Here is a 20,269-nt window from a genome sequence, read left to right as displayed (position 1 = left end):
TCGGAGGGCGCATGACATGGCCGATGACGAACAGCACGTGGCGATGCAGTTGATTATAGTCGCTGGAGACGTTAAAAAACAGGTGTTTAAGGGAGTTGAATTTGCTAAGAAGGGACTGATTCAAGAAGCGCGCACGATGTTAGATGATGCTGAAAAGCGTTTGGGTGAGGGACATCAAGTTCAAAGTCACTATATCAGTGAACACGTTAACGAAGATGAGGGACCTTCTTTGCTCATGGTTCATGCTCAAGATCATTTGAGCATGGCAATGACCACGATTACATTTGGTCACGAATTAGTCGCCGTTTATGAACGGTTGGAGCAACTAGAAAAGTGATTTAACACGAACTATTTTCATATATTTTAAATTAATGTTCATAATTAGTTTGAATGCCTAATGGATAGATGATAGTATTAAGATATTGATAATATAAAACCGAATGAGGGGTAATGGAACGTGGAGACTGTTAAAAACGATCGTTCAGTTGTAAAGAATTTAATTTTGGGTTTTCAGCATTTATTGGCAATGTATTCTGGTGATATTTTAGTTCCGTTACTCGTTGGTGGGGCGCTTCATTTTAGCACCGCTCAGATGACTTATTTAGTTTCAATGGATATCTTCATGTGTGGCATTGCAACTTTGCTACAGTTGAAGCGAACTGTACTCACTGGGATCGGGCTACCAGTTGTGCTAGGATGTGCCGTTGAATACGTGGCACCACTTCAAAGTATTGGGAATCATTTTGGCTGGACCTACATGTATGGCGGCATCATCGCAGCGGGGATTTTTATTATCTTAGTCGCTGGTCCGTTTGCCAGTTTACGTCGCTTTTTTCCGCCAGTAGTGACGGGTTCGCTGATTACGCTGATTGGCTTCACGCTGATTCCAGTGGCATTCCAAAATCTTGGTGGCGGTGATGCGACGGCTAAAAGTTTTGGCTCACCCGTCAATTTAACGCTTGGTTTTACCACCGCGTTAGTCATTATTGTGATCAATATCTGGGGTCGTGGGTTTCTTAAACAGATTGCGATTTTAATTGGTATCTTAGTCGGTACGTTACTGGCGATTGCGCTGGGCAAAGTTGGCTTTGCACCCGTCAGTGCGGCACATTGGTTACAATTACCACGTCCATTTTACTTTGGCGTACCACGTTTTGAGTGGTCATCCATTGCCACAATGATTTTGGCGGCTGTGACTTGTATGATTGAATCCACCGGTGTTTACTTCGCTTTGGCGGAAATTACCGGACGTGATTTAGATACCAAGGACTTAAAACATGGTTACCGTTCTGAAGGGTTAGCCGCAATTTTGGGTGGCATATTTAACACCTTCCCATATTCGACTTTCTCACAAAACGTTGGGATCGTTCAATTATCTGGAATCAAAACCCTTCGGCCAGTTTACTATTCAGCTTTTCTACTCATTTTCTTGGGACTAATTCCTAAGTTTGGCGCCATTGCAACCTTAATTCCTTCCGCTGTTTTGGGTGGCGCGATGCTGATCATGTTCGGTATGGTGGGTGCTCAAGGGATTAAGATGCTGATGAAAGTTGAACTCAATAACCGTAATTTACTGATTATTGCTGTATCAGTTGGTTTAGGGCTAGGTGTGACGACACAGCCGCAATTATTCCAGTTCTTACCAGCCGAAGCACAAACAATTCTCAGTAATGGGATGGTTGTGGGGAGTTTTACCGCCGTTATTTTAAATATTTTATTGAATAATACGTCGTTAAAACATAAGGTTGAAGATTAAGCGTCACGGCATGATTTAGAGAGAATGTAAACCACCGTTAAACGATGGTTGATTGGTATCACACTAGTCAAATCTCATTAAATTTTAATCAAAAAAGGTCATCAAATCTGCTAAGATAAATTTGCTAAATACTTGTTGGCATACGATTTTGCCGTCGTGTGCAGAATGAAGGACCGCAATAACGAATTCGTTATTGTGGCCCTTTTCTTTAACGCACAATCTTTGCATTTTTACTGAATTTTCAATATGATAACGGCAATATTAATAAGGGGGTGGATGATAATGCTATCTGAAGAGTACCGGAATCGACCGTTGCCAGCAGAACTAGAAACAATTTCCGTTTCTCAGCAGTCGGCAAACCAGTTACACAACAGTTATGCCTGGTTGGATGTGAAGGGTGAACGGCCCTTCACCAGTTTAATTTTCCCAGCTGGCACCGATGAAGTTGCCTTGTATCATTTCATCGATAATGCTACGTTGAATCATCATCGATTAGATCGGTTTATGAACCGGTCAGTGACGGCAACTGATGTTTTGGGCAGTTTTAGCACCAGTGAAGTTGAGCCAGTAGCCGAGCAATATTTAGGCAGCTATTTATTGCAGCAAAGTCAGCGAAATGACCTGTTGCTGCCCTTGATGAACGTGCTGGCGTTAGCAAATTACGACGTGATTGGGGTCTTTGCAGTGATGACAACGGCAACGACCGACTCGTTACCCGATACACTTATTGAGTTAAGTGCCCGGTTGCTGGCCCGTTTGGCACCTAATCTCATCACGCTAACCCACGTGCCAGAGGAGACCGATTATGTCTTACCACCGCACCTGATAGTTGCTGTAGAGGATGCTGCGGGCACTTCAAGTGACATTCCCGTTGCACTCCTAGACTGGTTACCGGATCATCTAACGAAGATATTGACGGTAGCAGATGGTGATGAGATTGGACTGCTTAATGTGTTGAACGAACAAACAGATGATAATAGTTTGGTCATCCGTGATTGGCTAGTCCGTAATGATGACAACCAAAAGACTTTTTCACAGTGGGTTTTTCAACATCGTCAGCAGGTTAAATAAGCTGATTTTTAATGATTAAACCCAGCATATCTATGGTATGCTAATGGTTAATATAATAAAGGAGCAACTTGTGATGAATAATATTTATTTAGCAGCCCCATTCTTTAGTGATGGTCAAAATGACCGTGTTAACGAGGTCGTCAGTTTATTGCGCGCCAACTCTACGGTCGCTGATAACGGTATTTTTATTCCTTCTGAGCATCAGCAGGAAGATTTGGAATTTGGTACTTTCAAGTGGCAAGTTGCAACGTTTAATAGTGATGTTCGGCAGATTCGCAAAGCTGACGCGGTAGTGGCTATTTTAGATTACCAATACGAAGAAACTAAGGAAAATGAACCAGATTCAGGGACCGTTTTTGAAATTGGTGCAGCATGGCAAGCTGGTATTCCAGTGATCCTTGTTCAGTATGACGAAAGCAAGAAGCTTAATTTAATGCTGGCACAGTCATACACCGCTTTTTATAACGGCAAAGAAGCGATTCAGGCATTGAAGGCTTATGACTTTAATGATCTCGAACAGCACTATACGGACAAAGAAGTCTTTTAAGTTAGAACAACAAAAAAGCTGACTGCCTAAGCAGTCAGCTTGAATAATGGCCCTATGTGCATTCACCAAATAGTGAATAAAGAAAAATTGGTGATATGTACGTTTGTTTTCCATTGATTATAGTACCATGAGAGAATGCTTCAATTCAATAGCATATTGAGATAGTAACATACTTGAAACAAAGGCACCCTGAATGACTATTTAAAATAGTTTTCGGGGTGCCTTTTAATTAATACAATGCGTCATGAACGGCCAGCGCTAACTTTGCACGACTAACATCGGTTTTTCCCAGCGTGTTAAAGCCGTTTTTACTGGCTTTGACTTTGCTGTAATTGTAAATGTTTGGTGTTGTGCTGTTAGCAGACATGGCATCTTTTGGGTTTGAAGAATGTTGTAATCCTATTGCGTGTCCCATTTCATGTGCAATAATGTTCGCGTATTTAAACGTTCTGGCTTTGGCGTCAATTTTTTGGGTGATGATGTGATGCTTTTGAGTGTTGATCTGCTTTTGAGCCTGATTGATCTGTGCAGTTCGGTAGCTATTGTACTGATGAGCAAAGTTAGCTTGGCGAGCGATTTTATGACCGTAAGCTAAAATTCGGTTATTGGTCTTAGTAACGGTCGTTGAAGTCGATTGATTGATCATTTTATTTCGAATCAAAGAGAGCTGTTGATTGTAATCTGCCTGCTCCAGTAAAATTTGGTGCTGGACTGGCCTCCACCAAGCGTCGGCGCTGGTGTTTCTGGTAGTCATGTTGATGGTCATCGTATGATTGGTTTTCGTCCCCTTGGCAAAAACAGTATGGCCTAGTTTCTGATTCCAATATGACATGGCTAATTTAGCACTTTTTTGAACTTGTGCATTGCTGCTTGCAATGTAAACTTTAATAACTTCCTGCCGTGTTAGGGCAGTTTGGGACGCGTAGTTTAGCCCGTAGCGGTTAGCGAGCGTCCTCGCATTGTATTTGTAGTAGGTCTTACTTTGCCTCAACATAGACGAACTAGGCGTCAGTGTCGCAGCGTGTCCCGTCGTTTCCTGAGTAGAAAGTGGCAGTGCAACTGCCGTTAGTAAAGTTGCGGCCACAGCAAAAAAACGTCCTCGTTTCAAAATGATTCCCCCTCTAAAAGAATCCCTATTCATTGTGACAATGTGAATTGTATGTAATTGTATTGTATGTGATACATTTTGAATCTTCAACGAATATGCGCTTTTTTCGAAAGGTGTGTGATCTTTCTATGAACTTGCCTTAAATGGGTTCAGAATCCTGTAAAATAGAGGTAAACGGAGGTATTGACCTATGACTAAAATATTGCTGATCAATGCTGGAAGCTCCTCGTTAAAATGGCAGCTGGTAAAAATGCCAGCAGAACACGTGATTGCTTCGGGTCAAGTGGAGCGCCTCAATTTACCAGGTACCATCGTAAAGGTCAAAGTGGGCGGCAAGAAAACTAAAGAAGTGGTAGAGACTTTAGATGAAATTACGGCTATCGACCGAGTTTTGAAGCGCTTGATCACGGTTGGTGGCGTTGAAACTTTGGATGAGATTGAAGCAGTCGGACACCGAGTAGTAGCTGGAGGCACAGTGTTTAAAGGACCGGTGAAGTTGATTCCAAGTCGGATCAATCAGTTAAAGGAATTGAGCGAACTGGCGCCGTTGCACAATCCGCTGGAAGTAAAGTGTATTGAGCTGCTAGCACAACGATTATCAGGTGTGCCGCAATATGCTGTTTTTGATAGTGCTTATTTTCACAGTTTGCCAGAAAAGACGGCGATTTATGGTATCCCGTATGAATGGACTAAAAAGTATCAAATTAGACGTTATGGTGAACACGGTATTTCGCACCAGTATTTGGCACAACAAGCAGCGGCGACGCTTAAGCGACCGCTGAATGAGCTAAATCTGATTACCATGCACTTAGGCAGTGGCGCGTCAATCACAGCGGTAAAGGATGGCCGGCCATATGATACTTCTATGGGGCTAACGCCGGTCACTGGGGTGATGATGGGAACGAGAAGTGGGGATGTTGACCCAACTTTAGTACCGTATTTGATGAAACGACTGGAGTTAGAAACACCCGAGGTTGTGATTCAAGAATTGAATGCTTCTTCGGGATTGCTTGGTGTTTCAGGGGTGTCCTCAGATATGCGTGACCTCCACGAAGCTGCCGAGGAAAACCAACGTGCTAAACTGGCATTGGACATGTTCGTCAACCAAGTGGTGAAGCTGGTGGGCGGTTACTATACGGAAATTGGCGGTGCGGATGCATTGGTATTTGCTGGCGGTATCGGTGAAAAAGATCCGGAAATTCGTCAGGCAGTTATTGAAGGTCTGCGCGTTTTGGGGATTAAGATTGATACCGTACGCAATGAAGCTGGTCAAACCGGATCGTTGGAAGCTCAGGATAGCTGTGCCAAAATATTACTGATTCCGACTAACGAAGAGTTAGCAATGGCTCGTGGTGTACAGCAACTGATGGATGAAGAAAACTAATTGTGGGTACTTTGTTATTGAATACCAAACAGCGCAATTCCGGTATTTTATGGAATTGCGCTGTTTTTAGTGTTCAAGTTGAATCCTATAGTTTTTTAATCCAAGATTGTGCGGCCATTAATTCCGTTTGTGTCAGATGATGGGATTGGTGGTTTTTAAAGACATCAACGGTTACGTGGGCATCCGTTAGTTGCTGGATCAATTGATCAAAGTTATCTTCGGAAACGATGGGATCTACGTCTCCGTAAGTGGCGAATGTCCGATAGCCGGTTAAATCCGCGATTTGGTGTGGTGGCGTAATCATCATTGGGTGCAACAAAACCGCAATTTTAAACGGTGTCGTCTTATTCAACATGGCGTAGGCTGCAATGTTTGCACCGTTAGAGAAGCCAAGGACAATGAGGTGGCTGGCATCCAACTGGTAACGCGCAGTTTCCTGTTCGATAGCACTTAGTAGCCAATCGGTTTCCTGATTTAAATTATCCAAGTCAAACGTGCCGTCCTCGTGTCGGATGAAGTAACGGTTACTACCATGTTCCTTGATTCGGCCGCGGATGCCTAATTTGGGGTGTTCTGGAAATAAAAAGGTCGCGATTGGTAGCAGATCACTCTCATCGCCACCGGTACCGTGTAACATTAACACCGGAGCTAGGTCAGTTCTGCCAGTGAAAAAGGCAGTATGAATTTCATTTGCCATTAGTTCATTCCTCCTCAGAGTTAAACGGAATCAAATTAGCTTCGATAGCTGCTCTTTGATCCTCTAGAAAAGGTGGCAACTCCAAGCGGATGCCAGCTTCTTCATACGTTTCATCGACCAGAAAACCGGGGCCGTCAGTGGCTATTTCAAATAATACGCCTGGAGCAGTCCGAAAATATTCTGATTGAAAGTAGAAGCGTTCTACAAAACCGGAATCGTGCAATCCAGCCCGTTGAATTCGCTGAATCCACTCCTTCAAGCTATCGGTGTCAGGAGTTCGGAAAGCCATATGGTGAACAGAACCGTAACCTTGAATACTGTCGGGTAAAATGAGACTGCCTTCAACAATGACCTGAGCACCGTGACCGCCATCGTGAAGTTCATAGAGAGTTTGAGAACCTTGGCTTTCAAGTTTAGTAAAACCCATGACACTGGTTAAAATGTTACCAAGGTGATCCGGCTGGGAAACGGTGATGATGGTTGGTCCAAGGCCACTGATTGCGACATCACTAGGGACTGGGCTATGACGATAAGGTGTGCCTCCCGGTAGGCCAGAATTATGTTCGTCAGAAATCAATTGATAACGTTGTTCATCAAAATCGTAAAAGGGAAGTGTTTTAGCGCCGAACTGCTCCTGAATAGAATCAGTTTTGATATGATACTGTTCAAAGCGGTTTTGCCAATAATTCAATGCCACATCGTTTGGTACTCGGAAGCCAATCCTGGAAATACTATTTTTACCGTAGTGGCCGCTGGCAATTCCGGGAAAATCGAAGAAGGTCAGGTCAGTGCCGGCAGTTCCCATATCATCAGTGAAATAAAGGTGATACGTGGCGACATCGTCTTGATTAACTGTTTTTTTAATTAAATGCAGGCCTAAAATTGCTGTCATAAAATGAAATATTCTTGGTGCGCTTGAAGTGATTGCGGTGATGTGATGTAAACCGATCAAATCAGTTTTTTCCATGTTGATTCCTCCAATGCAACGCTTAATTTTGAACGTATTATGACAGATTATTGGGGTGGGGACAATGATGTTGGCTTGGTTGTAGATTAATTGGGTTCCAGCAAGCAGAGAGCTGCATGTAAGTCAGAACCGGCATAAATCCAAAACCAGGATTTTTGCCGGTTCCGCCTTACACTTCGCTCTCTAAGTGCTTGCTTCCACACCTTGTTGTCACACAACAGTAAATGAACTGTAATTCGCATGTTTTCCCTCTGTTTCATTCTTGCGTTACACTAGTAGTAATTAATAAATTAGACTAAGGGGATTTACATGAAAACTAATCAATTATTGAAGAGAATTTTTGCCGGATCATTAGCACTTGTTAGCGCCTTAACCGTGGGGACAACCGCCTTTGCCGCTAAGACTAAGATTGCCGATGTTTCGCAATATCAGGGGAATATTAACTGGTCAAAAGCTTCTAAAGATTTACGAATGGTGATTATTCGGGTTAAGCATGGTAATCCTGGTGACGCTGATTACCGAGTCGATCCTAAACGTGACGTGAACGCAAACGGTGCCCACAAATATGGCACACCATTTGGTCAATATGATTACACCGAGTTCAATAGCACGGCTGATGCTGTGAACGATGCGCGCCAATTCTATGCCTTATCCAATAAGAACGCCAAATTCTATGCTTTGGATAATGAACACCGTGTTTCCGGTGCCAAAGGGCATGAACAAACCTATGTTAACGCTTGGTATAACACCATGCGGACTTTAACAAAGAAACCATTGGTCTATTATTCATACCAAAGTTTTGTCAGAGAACACAGTATTAATTATTCTAAGTTTAATGGGTCATGGATCGCTAATTACTCACAAAAACCAAACGTCTCAACGGATTTATGGCAATACAGTAGTACGGGTTCACTTTCAGGTATCAGCGGCCACGTTGATTTGAGCCGGACGGTGGATAATTCAACCGTAACAAAGTGGTACACCAACACGCCTAAAGATAGTTACTTTAGTAGTGTAAAGAACGGTCAGAAATTACGGGTAACTCGTAATATTGGCAAATACAAAACCGCTAACTTAACTGGTAAAAAGGGAAGTTTGAAATATAATACCATTGTGACAGCTAAGGCAATTGCCCGTTCAAATGGCGGTACTTACCGTATCCAATTGAGCGATGGCAGTTACATCACTGCTAATCAGAGTTATGTGCAGGTACAATAAACTTTAGATGTTAGGGTCATCATCCTGTTTGGGTGGTGGCTTTTTTGTTACAGTTTTTTTCTTGCACCTTGCCTAATCGGGCTCCAACAAGCAGAGAGCTGCATGTAAGCAGATAACGGTAAAAATCCAAGCCCGGGATTTCCACCATTATCCCCTTACATTCCGCTCTCTAAGCGCTTGTTTCCGCACCTTGTAATCAGGCTCCACCCAGCAGAGATTTGCACCTAACGCATCAGCACTATAAATCCAAGCCCGGGATTTACAGTACTAATACGTTAGGACTCCAGTCTCTAAGCGCCGGGTTCCACACCTTACCTTAATCAGGCTCCAACAAGCAGAGAGCTGCTTGTCCACTTACATTTCGCTCTCTAAACGCTTATTTCCACACCTTGCCTAATCAGGCTCCAACAAGCAGAGAGCTGCATGTAAGTCAGAACAGGCATAAATCCAAGCCCAGGATTTTTGCCCATTCCGCCTTACACTTCGCTCTCTAAACGCTTGTTTCCGCACCTTGCCTTGCTTTCTTCCATTAAAATGCTATGATAAAAGTAACCACTATTCTGAGAGGACCGTTATGATGCAGACAACTAAAGTGACTCAGTTGAATAGTCGATTTTACTTTTGGTTTTTCCAGTCCTGATCTGTGAAGAGCCAAGAGCATTTTGTCATTAATGCAAACGGACCACACAGATCAGTTCCTGACTGTGTGGGTAAACTTCGACACCCGTACAGTCATTTGGCTGTATGGGTGTTTTATATTATAAGGAGTGTGTGAAATGAGTCGATTATCAGACAGCATGAAAAAAGAGTTAAAGCAGATTCAGCCATCATCAATTCTAAAGTTTAACCAAGAAATTTCTCAAGTACCGGATATGGTTAAACTGACCATAGGTGAACCGGATTTCAATACGCCAGACCATGTGAAGCAGGCTGCGATTCAAAGCATTGAAAACAACGAAAGCCACTACACGAATTCTCGCGGAACTGAAGGCCTCCGCAAAGCGGCTTCAAAATTCTTAAATGATAAATATAACGTCAACTATGATCCCGAAACTCAGATTTTAGTTACTACCGGTGCTACGGAAGGTATCTTCTCATCATTAACAGCGATGCTAAATCCTGGTGATACCGTCATTATTCCGACACCAATTTTTCCACAATATATTCCAGTTGCTATTTTAAATGGTGCTAAGCCAATCTTTCTTGATACGTCCGATAATGGCTTTATTCTCTCACCAGAAAAACTGCAAGCGACGATTGAAGCAAATAAGGATACCGTAAAAGCAGTTGTCCTGAACTTCCCATCTAATCCAACAGGGGTGACTTATAATCGTGAAGAATTGCAGGCACTTGCCGATGTCTTAAAACAATACGATATCTTTGTGTTAAGTGACGAAATTTATTCAGAATTGACTTATGGTGAACGGCACGTTTCCATGGGTGAATTGTTACCAGAACAGACTGTTTTGTTAAATGGTGTGTCAAAGTCTCACGCTATGACTGGCTGGAGAATCGGTCTCGTATGCGGACCAGTTGACGTCATTTCAGAAATCGGTAAAGTGCATCAATTTGCCATTACCTCTGCCACTGCTAACGCGCAAGCTGCCGCTGAAGAAGCCTTTAAGAATGGGCCAGACGATGGGGTTGCCATGCGTAAAATCTATCAGCAACGCAGAGATTTGTTGTTAGCAGGGCTTAAAGAGGCTGGTTTTGAGTGTGCCAATCCTAAGGGAGCGTTCTACCTCTTCGCTAAGATTCCAGCGAACTTGAATCAGGACAGTGTGGCATTTTGCTATGAACTCGCAAAAGAAGCCAAGGTAGCGGTTATTCCTGGTGCTTCATTTGGACCTGGTGGTGAAGGCTACGTGCGTATCAGTTACGCTGCCAGCACCGAAGAGTTGAAGAAGGCTATCGAACGGATTCAAAAGTTTGTGGATCAGCATTAAAACGAAATCGTTGAGGAAGAGGGAAAACGCAGTGAAGTTTTTGTTATATCATGCACGTGAAGATGAGTTAGTTGCCGTTAAGGAATGGATGAAGGATCATCCTGATGTTCAGGTGGATACAAATGACGTGCCACTGACTGAAGAAACCGTTGAGTTAGCTAATGGTTATGATGGCATTGTGATTCAGCAGCATATCCCGGTAGACTCACCGAAGATTTATCAGCGCTTGCATGCATTTGGCATCAAACAGCTCACGCTCCGAATTACGGGTTATGAAATTATTGATTTGAAATTGGCTGCAGAAAATCACCTGGTAGTCACCAACGTGCCAGCCTACTCGCCCCGTTCTGTGAGTGAATTGGTATTGGCACACGTGATGAAGTTAGTTCGTCACTTAGGCATTACCCAAGCCCGTGAAGCTCACCATGATTTTACTTGGGGCGGATTGGAAGCTAACGAGATTCATAATTTAACCATTGGGATTATTGGTGCTGGTAAAATTGGCAGTGCCGTTGCCCGGATATTCAAAGCGTTAGGTTCAACGGTAATTGCAGCTGATCCAATTCATCGACCAGAGCTTGGTGATACTTTGACCTATACGGATCACGAAACGGTCTATCGAACAGCTGATATCGTTACTATGCACACCCCGTTGACTGATGAAACACACCATATGATCGATGAACACGTTTTTAAAATGATGAAACCATCTGCGTTCTTCATCAATGCTTCTCGGGGGCCCGTCGTTGTTGCGGATGATTTGGTGAAAGCACTGGAAACGGGTGAAATCGCCGGTGCCGGAATTGATACCATCGAGGGCGACAGTCAAATTTTTAGTCAGAACTGGTCTAATAAAGATCTGAATAATCTACCACTGGAAAAATTACTGACTATGCCCAACGTCAGTGTTAGTCCACATGTCGGCTTCTATACGGACGCCGCTGTAGCTAACATGGTAGAAATTGCTTTAGATGACGTTTTAACCATTGTCAAAGGCGGTACAAGCCGTCACCAAGTAACTGAATAAGTTGATTGAATTTTAAATCGCACTACCAGATTGGAGGTGCGATTTTTTGGTACGAATAGTGTAAAATATTCTTGAAAAGAGAGTAAAGGACGGTGCTTGAGATGGATCTGCCACAGGCGTTTTATTTTGAAGCGGGCGAACCCGCTGTGTTACTGCTACATACATTTTCCGGTACGCCTAACGATGTTCGCATTATGGGGCGAGGTTTGCAGAAGTTAGGGTATACAGTTTTAGGTCCCATGTTTACGGGACATGGCACCGCGGATCCACGGCAGATTTTTAAAACCGGTGATCCCGACCATTGGTGGCTGGATACGAGAACGGCGATTCAGCAACTCATTAAGGATGGGCACAGTGAGATTGCAGTTTTTGGGGAGTCTTTGGGTGGCTTATTCGCAATGAAAGCTTTAGCGGAGTTTGATGAAGTAATCGCCGGTGGCACAGTCGACACACCGCTTTTTACAGTGGATACAAGCCGTGTCGCTGCACGTTTCTTGGTGGAATGTCGTGGCTGGTATGAAAAAATGAAACTATCAACGGCTGAAGTCACCGAAAGAATGCAGTATTTATCGCAGCATATTGATGAGATGTTAGCAACTATTGAGACCTTCACGGGACCAGTACACGATGAAATCCGCGGTTTAACCAAACCAGTTTTTATTGCGCAGGCGGATGCGGATGAACTGATTGATCGTGATGTTGGTCAGCGATTGGCCGATTATTTGTCACCAAGTGCGCCGGTAACGTATCGGCACTACCCAAAAGCGCCTCACGTGATGACCTTCAGTCCTCAAGGCCGTCAATTGACTAAAGATATCGGTAACTTTCTAGCGGGTGTTATGCCTGTTAATCACTAAAAGGGACCGTAAGATGCTGTTAACGCATAAAAACAATCTAAGGTTAGTTTTGATATTAATCGATGAAAATCGACTGATGTCAGAACGAATCTTAGATTGTTTTGTTTTTCTCATTTTTTTTAATTTTTTTCAAAAAACTGGGAAACAAGAATCGCCAAGAAACGTTGATTTTAAGCGCTTTCAGCGTACTATATATAGTATAAGGTATACGCTAAATCAAAAGGGGGCCGAGCAAAATGAAAGAGCAACATTTTTTATGTAAAAGACGTTATTTTTGGGGGAGTTTTACAGCAGCAATGGTTTATGGGGTCACGCAGTTTCCTAAGGTCGTCGATGCGGCGACGTTTCAGCTATTAGCAAAAGTTAATCGTGAAGACGTCACGGAGGCAGTCTTTATCGGCATGGGGTTATTGTTGTGCTTAATTGGATTATTTGTTTTAGATCGTATTCATGCTCGGCGTACCCGCACAAAAAGGTCATCATCTAAACTAAAAAATGAAATGACTGAATCCGTATCAACACAGTATTAAATAGGGGGATAACGATGAAAAGAATTGATCTAACAAGTCGGCGTTTTGGTCGTTTGACCGTGATCGGTTTTGCTGGCATGGCAAAGAATGGCAATGCACTATGGAATTGTCAGTGTGATTGCGGGCAAAAATTTGTTGCTGACGGATACTTATTACGTAAGGGGAATACAAGAAGCTGTGGTTGTCTTCGCCGCGAGCGTGGCCGTGAGGTGATGAAAACGAACACGAGTTTAATTGCCAATCGTGGGAATATTAACAATTTAAAACAAGTCGGTGGAACCAGCGTGATTTCAATAACTAAAAAGCGTAAGACGAATAAATCTGGTGTACCTGGCGTGTTTTATGATAAGCGTGTCAAACGCTGGGTTGCTCGGTTAATGTTCCGTGGTAAGTATGTTTTGAACCGTAACTTTACTACTTTTGATGAGGCAGTATGCGCCCGTGAAAAAGCAGTGACCGCTTGTTTAAATCAGGTGTTGGTGCCAAGCACCATTGTGAATTAATAAAATTAATATCAGCAAAAAAGTATGTGACAAAAATCAGTAAATTTCAGAATTTAACGTGAATAATGCCCATTCCGCGAGCTTGTGGAATGGGCATTATTCACGTTAAAGAGCCGCATCTGAATTTTGACGCCAGGATAGAACTAAAGTACGGTTAGCACAAATTTTAACAAAAAATGAATTGAGATCCTTATGATGCTTCGTACTAATAGATTTGGAGACACCAAAAACATCCATTTCGTTTGATTTCAAAAAATGAATGTTTTTGACCTATGCGATTGTGCCGAGATTGACCTTTCCGGAGAGACTAATGAAGTAAGCAGCCAAACCTGAAAGCTGATGACCACCGCCACCAGTATCCGCAGCACTATGCTGATGTGATTGACCAAGGTTAGCAATGGTATCACGGTGAACCTGGTCAGTTTGTTCCGTATCTTTTGAAGTTGCCTCAGTGGTGTAAGTACGGGAAATTTGTTGATGCTTTTGGCTATTCTGCTGAGCTTGGTTCGTGTTCTCAGAGTGTTGCTTATTATTGCTGCTTTGAGCTTTATTTGCAGTCTGAGTTGCTTGAGGAGCAGACTGTGAAGCCTGACCTAGTTGGGTAATGATTGGCATCGTACTGTGCTGGAAAGGATCAGCTTGTTGATCAGGGTGGCTCACCTTGACAGTTAAGACGCTGTTTTCTTGCCCCAAATTGGTGTCACCCTTAACGTCATTACTTAAGATGGCAAAGCCATTACGTCGAAGGTTATCCAGTTCTTGTTGAATTTGAGCACGAAGGTTAGTACCTGGCAGGCCACTCACCGTTAGCTGTTTAATTGGATTGCCCGCTTCGGTGATGATATTAACAGTTGCAGTGGGGACTGACGGCGCTGTTGGTAAGGAAACGGGTGTTGTTTGTGTTTGAGCATTTGTCTCGATTGTACCAGTTGATCCTTTTTCGCCAATACTACCATTATCAGAAGTACCACCATCAGTACCGATTTGGTCTGCCTCAGTTTGTTGGATACCATAACGGCCAATTTCAATAGGAGATAATTGGTCACGTTGGACGTACATACTAAAACTGTATTTGCCCGTTAAACCGATTGGCGTTGTTTTAGACGTTATGACCCAGTTACTAGTATCCAGAGTACTGATAGAGCCGGGTTCTGGCTCGTAATAATACGTAATAACGATTGGGTTGGGATCACGAGGTGAGTTAACAGTTTGATTGATAATGCCACTTACATCGCCACTCACATGATGGAGTTTGTATCCAGCAAAGGGAATTAAATTATCAGTGGTTGTGAAGAGTTGACCTTGGGTTGCATAAGTCGTCGGAATTGAATAGGTCCAAAGTAATTTGTTCGGACTTGCGACATAACGAACAACAATCGTTGAAAGTGGTTTGTAATATAGGTTAGCAATTTGGGTGCCCCCGATAAAACGATCAGGAACTGCAGAATCGACATTACCAACAAATGAGTAGCCAGGGATATGAGTTATCAGTGCTGACTTATCTTTAATAGCGGCCCCGACTAAGCCTTGATAATGACCGGTAAAGGCATCACCATCAATTTTTTCGTTCGTTATCGCGTTAAAAGCGTTAACGACCAACTGTCCCGTTTGGTCAGTTGTGACGTGATCTGTCTGGTTATCCTGAGGCGAATCTTTTGTTGACGTACTAGACGCGCTTGTACTAGAAGATGATTCGCTAACCGAGCTTGTAGTGACACTGTTTGTTTTAGTGGTACTAGTTTTACTGGTAAATGTTGAAGATGATGAACTGCTGCTTTGAGAATGATAGGAAGTGGCCGTTGATGTACTTGAATGTGATGTTAAAGACACACTATTAGTAGTTGTAGAGCTTGTTGTAGTTGCGTCTGCTGTTGAAGTGACAGCAGTCGTATTTTGCGTCTCAGAGGCACGTACAGACATCTGCTGCAAGTGAAAACCAGTTAAAACGGTAGCTGAAAACAGACACGTTGCTAGCCATTTATTTCTCGCTGACTTGCTGAGTCTCATGAACGCCACTTCCTTTCTATTCTGGGTCCTTCGTATCTTGATTTGGAAACAATTCTGGTAATTTTTGACGCTTAACGTCTAGAATCAAATCTGCCAAGTTTGACCAATCGACAGGGGTCGGTGGATCCTGCCATATCACTTGTGTCTGACTGACTTTTTTAGAATGAAAATCAGAGATATAAATATCGGTGTCAGGTGTTAACTCGGTATCAATGATGATGTGAGCATGGTTAAAAGCATCGAGTGATTGAATAACATAATTGGTATATAGAGTACCTTGTGAAAAGTCCACACAGATGTGAACTTGATCTCGCATTAATTCAGTTGGAACTGCATTGATCAGCGCAAACATATAGCTAAAGTATAAATTGACAGCCATCTTCTGCGTTAAATGAAGGTCCTCTCGACGCTGTAACTTGGTAATGTTGTGTGAAACAGCAACGTCGAATGCGGGATAGAGTTCTGCAAAGAATTGAACCTGTTCGGGGTCAATAAACGTTGTGGGCTCAATATAAAACGTTGTGAATTGAAAGTGAATGCTAAGTAAACTGTCTTTTAAATCGTGATTATCAACCAAATGGGTAGAGAGTAAAACATTGGTGTCTTGCAATTCACTCAAAAACTGAGTTGTTAAATCATCAACAGCGGGAATGTTAGTCGCCAGCTCCCGCATCTGATCAAAGTCCAAGTAACCTTGCGCAATGAGAAAACTGTACAAGTAGTTAAATTCGTCATCAGTTAGTGTTAACTGATCGGCAAGGAGCGTTTGGAGTTGTTGGTGCATTACCTGACTTGATTCTGTGGGCTTTATCTTGAGCAGTTGAGTCGCCCCAATGGGATTAGAGTTAAGCATTCTCAGTAGCCATACCCGCAAAAAGGTGGATAACTTTGTTTCTTGGGTTGGTTTCAAAACGTCAGGTAATTCAGCTTGAATAGCTGAAACCAAATCTTCAATCAGCGGATTTAAAGGTTCAAAGGGTTCAGAAACACCATTATATAGCGTGTAATAAAGTTGAAATAAGTGGAGCCGAATGGTGAATTCTTTACCAGCGTACAAACTGCTAGCTTGAAAGAAGTGATGTTTTTCCAAGATTGCTTCGAGTGAATCCAATGAACGGTAGAATACAGAAACACTCATGTAATTTGCGGCAACATAGTCGCTCTTAGTATATAAGTGGTTGTAGAAAAACTGATACTCTAAGGCGGTAAAAAGCGGTGCTCGATTCAAGTAGAGCAGTGTCACCTTTTGTAAAATATAAGAATTCAGTCCGAAAGCCTGCCAAATTCCTTTATTTGGTTCATCCAGGTAACTTGGTGTACCTTCTGAAACAACAGCCAAATCCGTGTTCATTGTTTCAAAATACTTATTTAACTGATAATTCGTTAGCGACAGTAATTGACCTAACTCTGCTTTGTTCAAAGTTTGGTTAGTTTGTTGGGTGAAATGTGATAAGATTTCAAGACAAATCTTATCGTTTTTCGTCAATAGAAACGTATAATCCATGGCAGCCAGTCCAATCATATTGTGCGATTAATCTTCCACCCTAAATTATACTTTATTATAGTCTATTTGTGTTTATTAATCAGTCAATCTGCTGAATTCATTTTGTCAATTTTTTTAAAAAAATCAAAAAAAGTGGAAGACTCGAAGTGTTGAATTTACGGGCATTTCAAGCCATAATTAGTCTTGTATTAAAGGAGCTCTTGCTTGACGTTTCAACATGGCTAACTACCTGGAATTAGCTAGGGAATTTAATACAAGGGTTAATAACATTACATCATTCATTTTTTTGCAGTCAGACAAATTGGTGGTTCTGGGAGTGTTTCAACAGCGAAGTTTAGTATTGGAGAGAATATTAAGCTGACCACAACTGCTGAGCTACCTGTTTATCACTGTAATTTATGGATTAGTAATGGAGTTGTATTTGTCGAAGCGTGGGGGCGTAACGACAACTTGCAGCGATCAAATAAGGGCGTTTGGTGACGACGAATCATTTAAACGCTTGCGGTAGTTTATACATACCGCGGTACACAAACTTTACTTCGTGTTTCTCAGCAAAAGTAGGGTTATCATTAAAAAACGGACAACCAGCGTGTAGGGCGTTGGTTGTCCGTTTTTTATATTTTTGAATGCTGATTTTCATACATGAACCATTATCTTTTGATGAGTCTGACCCGATAAACGGCCTCAATGGCACTTAACTGATCAATGATAGCGGCGTCTTGTTTTTGTAAGTGGTTAACATCGATGATGGTATAAGCCACCTTATCTTTCGCTGCGTTACTCATGTTTTCGATGTTAATGTTGGCATTGGCCAGGATCGTTGCAATTTGGCCAACCATGTTAGGAATATTTTGGTGCATGACAGTGATTCGGTAGGGTGTACCAAATGGAACCTGTAAATTAGGTAGATTGACACTGCTTTGCACATTACCGGTTTCCAGGAAATTCATGATGGTTTCAGCACCTTGTACGGCACCGTTGGTTTCTGCTTCACCAGTTGAACCGCCAATGTGCGGGGTCACTACAACGTCTTTCCGGTTTAAAATTTCGTCACTGCCAAAATCGGTAAAGTAGCTTTTTGCCTGACCGCTGTCCAACGCCTTGATCATTTCAGCATTGTTTACGATACCGCCACGGGCAAAGTTGAAGACCGTCACACCAGGTTTCATTGCCGTAAACTCATTAGCACCAATCATCCCCGTTGTTTCTTCGTTTTTAGGAACGTGAATGGTAACGTAATCAGCATCTTTCAGTGCTGCTGGCAGTGTTTTAGCCCGGTGAATGTCAGTGGAGATCCGCCATGCGGCATCGGATGAGAGGTAAGGATCATAGGCAATGACCTTCATGCCGAGCTGACTAGCAGCGTTGGCCACTAACGAGCCAACGTGACCAACGCCAATCACTGCTAGCGTTTTTCCTAGTAGTTCCTGACCACTGAATTTGGTTTTATCGTGTTCTGTTCGTTTTGAAATATCGGCGCCACTGTTATGCGCAGCGTAATCGGCAGCTGCAAAGAGGTTTCGAGAGGCCGCAATCAGCATGGCAATCATGAGTTCTTTCACGGCGTTGGCGTTACTTCCTGGGGTGGTGAAGACGGCTGTACCGTTTACTGTTGCCCGATCGATGGGAACGTTATTGAAGCCCGCTCCGGCTCTAACAATGACTTTTAAATTGTTAGGCAAATCTTGTTCATGGAGGTTCACCGATCGAATCAGGTAAGCATCAGCGTCATCAGTTTGATTGATCTGATATTGATCAGTAAATCGATCCAAGCCAGCTTTTGCAATTGCGTTGTACGTTTTAATCTGATACATGACAATTCCTCCTATAAATTCTTTTCAAAATGATAAAGTTCATTGACCAATGCTTGCACACCTTCAAAAGGCATGGCGTTGTAAAGACTGGCACGCAAACCGCCAACACTGCGGTGACCCTTTAGATTCAACAAACCATGAGCAGTCAAATCATCGATAGCTGCTTGGTCAATTTTGGCATCGCCCGTCATGAATGGTACGTTGGTGAGGGAACGATCTTCATGTTTGACGGGGTTGTTAAATAGTTTGGACTGATCCAAGAAATCATACAGCAGACTGGCTTTCTTCTTATTGAGAGCTTCCATGGCTTCGATACCACCAATTTCTTTCAACCACTTGAGAGTTAATCCCACGGTGTAGATGTTAAAAACGGGTGGGGTATTTGGCATGGAGTTCTTCTTAGCAAACAGCTCGTAGTTAAAGACGCTTGGAATGTGTTCCACGTGTTTGATCAGCGATTTTTTCACAATAACTAGCGTCACACCTGCTGGACCAAGGTTTTTTTGAACACCCGCAAAGATCAAATCAAAATCGGTTACTTGATAATGCTGAGCCATAATGTTGGAGGACATGTCAGCCACTAGAGGCGTACCGTTTGTTTGGGGTAAATCATGGTAGGCGGTACCTTCAATGGTGTTGTTGGTGCAAATATGCAAGTAATCATAGGTATCAACGGGTAACGTTGAGGTTCGTGCTGGGAGTCGATCGTAATGGGTACCCTTAGTCGATGCCAGCGTGTCTACTTGATAACCTAAGTTAGCGGCTTCTTCACCGGCCTTAGCTGCCCAATGACCACTATCTAGCAGGGCAATACGATGATGTTTAGTGGCTAAGTTCATGGGAACTGCTGCGAACTGACCAGTGCCGCCTCCTTGGAAGAAGAGCACTTCGTAATCATCAGGAATGCTCATGAGATCGCGCAGATCTTGTTGTGCGGTGTTGATGATGTCATCAAAAAGTGCTGATCTGTGGGAGATTTCCATAATGCTCATTCCCGTTCCTCGCAACGAGGGGAGTTCGTTTTGAATCTGGTTGATAACTTGGTCTGGCAACGTTGCTGGACCAGCGGCAAAATTATAAACTGTCATGAAATTTTCCTCCAAATGAATTAAAAATTAAAAACCCTCACAGTCAAGACTGTGAGGGTGATTGTTTACAGTAGTTATAGTGGCCTCACAGTTGAATTTAAATTCGTAAATTCATCTGTGTGAGACCAATTAAGACACGTCAAGATGGGCCTACACAGATGTGACTGTAGACCAGGAGGATGATACTGTTTGCATGTTATTTGGCTTATTCAAATTGTTAGCCTCCCTTTCTTTAATTAAAATTT

The 20,269-nt window shown here is 42.8% G+C and carries 18 protein-coding genes; 11 read left to right on the top strand and 7 right to left on the bottom strand.

Translation table 11 applies throughout. From position 1 onward, the window contains the following. Positions 1 to 16: 16 nt before the first annotated feature. From AC6H04_RS01635 to AC6H04_RS01620, 4 genes are all read left to right on the top strand, one after another. Positions 17 to 337, top strand: coding sequence for a PTS lactose/cellobiose transporter subunit IIA (locus tag AC6H04_RS01635; protein WP_497570039.1), 321 nt, complete (start codon positions 17 to 19; stop codon positions 335 to 337). A 120-nt stretch (positions 338 to 457) separates the two neighbouring features. Continuing rightward, positions 458 to 1,756, top strand: coding sequence for a nucleobase:cation symporter-2 family protein (locus AC6H04_RS01630; protein ID WP_497570038.1), 1,299 nt, complete (start codon positions 458 to 460; stop codon positions 1,754 to 1,756). Between the two features lie 282 nt (positions 1,757 to 2,038). Continuing rightward, complete coding sequence (locus AC6H04_RS01625) at positions 2,039 to 2,827, top strand: hypothetical protein (protein WP_497570037.1); 789 nt, start codon at positions 2,039 to 2,041, stop codon at positions 2,825 to 2,827. A gap of 73 nt (positions 2,828 to 2,900) precedes the next feature. Continuing rightward, positions 2,901 to 3,374, top strand: coding sequence for a nucleoside 2-deoxyribosyltransferase (locus AC6H04_RS01620; protein ID WP_497570036.1), 474 nt, complete (start codon positions 2,901 to 2,903; stop codon positions 3,372 to 3,374). A gap of 229 nt (positions 3,375 to 3,603) precedes the next feature. Here the strand turns inward: AC6H04_RS01620 and AC6H04_RS01615 are convergent, their stop codons facing one another. Next, positions 3,604 to 4,482 carry a matrixin family metalloprotease gene (locus tag AC6H04_RS01615; RefSeq protein WP_497570035.1) on the bottom strand — a complete coding sequence of 293 codons (879 nt, stop codon included), beginning with the start codon at positions 4,480 to 4,482 and terminating at the stop codon, positions 3,604 to 3,606. A gap of 190 nt (positions 4,483 to 4,672) precedes the next feature. Here AC6H04_RS01615 and AC6H04_RS01610 point away from each other — a divergent pair, with 190 nt between their 5' ends. Next, a complete protein-coding gene (locus AC6H04_RS01610) occupies positions 4,673 to 5,866 on the top strand; it encodes an acetate/propionate family kinase (protein ID WP_497570034.1) in 1,194 nt (397 codons plus the stop codon). 85 nt (positions 5,867 to 5,951) lie between these two features. Here AC6H04_RS01610 and AC6H04_RS01605 read toward each other — a convergent pair whose 3' ends face one another. Both AC6H04_RS01605 and AC6H04_RS01600 read right to left on the bottom strand, forming a co-directional pair. Beyond that, positions 5,952 to 6,563, bottom strand: coding sequence for an alpha/beta hydrolase (locus AC6H04_RS01605; protein ID WP_497570033.1), 612 nt, complete (start codon positions 6,561 to 6,563; stop codon positions 5,952 to 5,954). Between the two features lie 4 nt (positions 6,564 to 6,567). Next, a complete protein-coding gene (locus AC6H04_RS01600) occupies positions 6,568 to 7,530 on the bottom strand; it encodes a ring-cleaving dioxygenase (protein ID WP_497570032.1) in 963 nt (320 codons plus the stop codon). A 309-nt stretch (positions 7,531 to 7,839) separates the two neighbouring features. On the opposite strand from AC6H04_RS01600, the gene AC6H04_RS01595 reads away from it, so the two are divergent. From AC6H04_RS01595 to AC6H04_RS01570, 6 genes are all read left to right on the top strand, one after another. Beyond that, positions 7,840 to 8,748, top strand: coding sequence for a GH25 family lysozyme (locus AC6H04_RS01595; protein WP_497570031.1), 909 nt, complete (start codon positions 7,840 to 7,842; stop codon positions 8,746 to 8,748). Positions 8,749 to 9,524: 776 nt separating this feature from the next. Continuing rightward, complete coding sequence (locus tag AC6H04_RS01590; protein ID WP_497570030.1) at positions 9,525 to 10,694, top strand: aminotransferase class I/II-fold pyridoxal phosphate-dependent enzyme; 1,170 nt, start codon at positions 9,525 to 9,527, stop codon at positions 10,692 to 10,694. Positions 10,695 to 10,725: 31 nt separating this feature from the next. Then, entirely contained in the window at positions 10,726 to 11,721 is a 996-nt protein-coding gene (locus AC6H04_RS01585) for a D-2-hydroxyacid dehydrogenase (RefSeq protein ID WP_497570029.1), read from the top strand. Between the two features lie 101 nt (positions 11,722 to 11,822). Then, the gene (locus tag AC6H04_RS01580; RefSeq protein WP_497570069.1) at positions 11,823 to 12,578 is read left to right on the top strand and encodes an alpha/beta hydrolase; all 756 of its coding nucleotides are present in this window, start codon (positions 11,823 to 11,825) and stop codon (positions 12,576 to 12,578) included. Between the two features lie 236 nt (positions 12,579 to 12,814). After that, entirely contained in the window at positions 12,815 to 13,108 is a 294-nt protein-coding gene (locus tag AC6H04_RS01575; RefSeq protein WP_497570028.1) for a hypothetical protein, read from the top strand. Between the two features lie 14 nt (positions 13,109 to 13,122). Then, a complete protein-coding gene (locus tag AC6H04_RS01570; RefSeq protein ID WP_497570027.1) occupies positions 13,123 to 13,611 on the top strand; it encodes an alcohol dehydrogenase in 489 nt (162 codons plus the stop codon). Between the two features lie 270 nt (positions 13,612 to 13,881). Here the strand turns inward: AC6H04_RS01570 and AC6H04_RS01565 are convergent, their stop codons facing one another. The 4 genes from AC6H04_RS01565 to serC form a co-directional block, all read right to left on the bottom strand. Continuing rightward, the gene (locus tag AC6H04_RS01565) at positions 13,882 to 15,618 is read right to left on the bottom strand and encodes a hypothetical protein (RefSeq protein ID WP_497570026.1); all 1,737 of its coding nucleotides are present in this window, start codon (positions 15,616 to 15,618) and stop codon (positions 13,882 to 13,884) included. A 16-nt stretch (positions 15,619 to 15,634) separates the two neighbouring features. Beyond that, entirely contained in the window at positions 15,635 to 17,122 is a 1,488-nt protein-coding gene (locus AC6H04_RS01560; protein ID WP_497570025.1) for a BglG family transcription antiterminator, read from the bottom strand. A gap of 650 nt (positions 17,123 to 17,772) precedes the next feature. Then, positions 17,773 to 18,936, bottom strand: coding sequence for a phosphoglycerate dehydrogenase (locus AC6H04_RS01555; protein ID WP_497570024.1), 1,164 nt, complete (start codon positions 18,934 to 18,936; stop codon positions 17,773 to 17,775). A gap of 11 nt (positions 18,937 to 18,947) precedes the next feature. Beyond that, a complete protein-coding gene (serC, locus tag AC6H04_RS01550) occupies positions 18,948 to 20,024 on the bottom strand; it encodes a 3-phosphoserine/phosphohydroxythreonine transaminase (protein WP_497570023.1) in 1,077 nt (358 codons plus the stop codon). Between the last annotated feature and the right edge of the window lie 245 nt (positions 20,025 to 20,269).

Source organism: Secundilactobacillus sp. MJ173, from assembly GCF_059704265.1.
Note: the sequence above shows the minus strand (reverse complement) of the source record. Positions and strands in the feature narration are given on the sequence as shown.